General features: G+C 49.0%; 2 protein-coding genes. Both read left to right on the top strand.

From position 1 onward, the window contains the following. A partial coding sequence (locus ABYP73_RS12975; protein WP_372974617.1) for an ABC transporter ATP-binding protein occupies nt 1–1,574 on the top strand: 1,574 nt, incomplete at its 5' end. Between the two features lie 76 nt (nt 1,575–1,650). Continuing rightward, on the top strand, nt 1,651–2,021 hold a 371-nt coding region (locus tag ABYP73_RS12970; RefSeq protein WP_372974616.1), incomplete at its 3' end, for a PUR family DNA/RNA-binding protein.

Raw genomic sequence — 2,021 nt, 5'->3', positions numbered from 1 at the left:
CCCTCCTGCTGGAATATATCCTCATCATAGTGGGGGCGGCCCTGCTGTCGGGCTTCTTCACCTTCCTGATGCGTCAGACGATCATCAATGTAAGTCGATATATCGAATACGACCTGAAGAACGAAGTGTTCGACCATTACCAGAGGCTCAGCCTGAACTTTTATAAAAAGAACCGTACGGGAGACCTGATGAACAGGATCAGCGAGGATGTCAGCCAGGTCAGGCTTTACGCCGGTCCGGCCATCATGTACGGCATGCAGACCCTCACCCTTTTCGTATGCCTGATACCCCTTATGTTCATCAAGGCGCCTACCATTGCCTTCTACGCCCTGCTGCCCTTACCGGTCCTGTCTATCCTCATTTACAAGATCAGTAAGATCATTCACAAACGGAGTACCAAGGTGCAGGAATTCCTCTCCACCCTCTCCACTTTTGCCCAGGAAACATTTTCCGGGATCTCAGTGATCAAGGCCTATACCCTGGAACCCAAGATCAATTCAGAAGGATCCGCCCTGGCCCTGGACGGCAAGAACAGGAGCATGGACCTGGCCAAGGTAGATGCCTGGTTCTTTCCCCTGATGATCCTGCTGATCGGGATCAGCAATATTTTCGTGATCTACGTGGGTGGAAAACAATATATCGATGGGCAGATAGCCTCCATAGGGACCATAGCCGAGTTCATACTCTACGTGAACATGCTCACATGGCCTGTGGCCATTGTAGGATGGCTCACCTCCCTGGTCCAGAGGGCGGAAGCCTCCCAGAAGAGGATCAACGAATTCCTGAATGTAGAACCCGAACTCAGGAACGAGGTCGAAGAAGAGACCCCCATCAGGGGTGCGATCGAGTTCGACAAGGTGAACTTTACCTATGAGGATACCAATATCACTGCCCTGAAAGACCTCTCCTTTAAGGTGGAGGACGGACAGACCGTCGCCATCCTGGGACAGACAGGTTCCGGGAAATCCACCATCCTGGACCTGGTCGCACGTCTCTATGACGTGAGTTCCGGGGAGATCAGGATCGATGGCAGGCCGATTGGGAAACTGAACCTGGAGAGTTTGAGAAGCTCCATAGGGGCGGTTCCCCAGGATGCCTTCCTCTTCTCGGATACGATCTCCAACAATATCCGCTTTGGGAAGGAGACTGCCACGGAAGAGGAGATACAGGAAGTAGCCAAAATGGCTGTGGTCCATGACAACATCACCGGGTTTTCAAAAAAATACGATACCGTTCTTGGCGAAAGGGGGATCACCCTTAGCGGCGGACAGAAGCAGCGCATTTCCATCGCACGGGCCCTTTTGAAGGATCCGGAGATCTACTTGTTCGACGACTGCCTTTCTGCTGTGGACACAGAGACCGAAGAGGCCATCCTGAACAATCTCAAGAGAGCTTCCCGCAACCGCACCACCCTGATCGTAAGTCACAGGGTATCCTCTGCCAAGAACGCGGATATGATCATCGTACTCGATGAAGGCCGTATTCTCCAACAGGGAACCCACGAGGAACTCGTCGAGCAGGACGGGTATTACAAGGATCTTTACACCCATCAGCTCAGCGAGAAAGAAAACTAGAAATTTGTTGCTGAATTAGGTTTTTTTTTACATTTTTGATGACCTTAATCGAAAATTTCAAACAATTTCTGTACAAATGGCTGATAAAGATTTAATGGATCAGGAAGAGATTTACTCCAAAGTATTAAGGGCCGGCAGACGGACTTATTTTTTTGACGTGAGAAGTACCAAAGCCGGAGACTATTACCTGACCATTACAGAAAGTAAAAAATTTACTCATGACGACGGTTCTTTCCACTACAAGAAACACAAGATCTATTTGTACAAAGAAGATTTTCAAGCTTTTCGAGAAAATATGGAGGAAATGATGGACTACATCATTGCGGAGAAAGGACAGGAAGTGATTTCGGAGCGTCACCAAAAGGATTTCAAAAAGGAGGATAACGAGAACGGAGATGGGAATCAGCCCCTGGATAACTTTACCGATGTCGATTTTGATGACATTTG

The sequence above is a fragment of the Muriicola sp. genome (assembly GCF_041567615.1).
Taxonomy (GTDB): domain Bacteria; phylum Bacteroidota; class Bacteroidia; order Flavobacteriales; family Flavobacteriaceae; genus Muriicola.
This window is presented reverse-complemented; position numbering and strand designations above follow the sequence as displayed.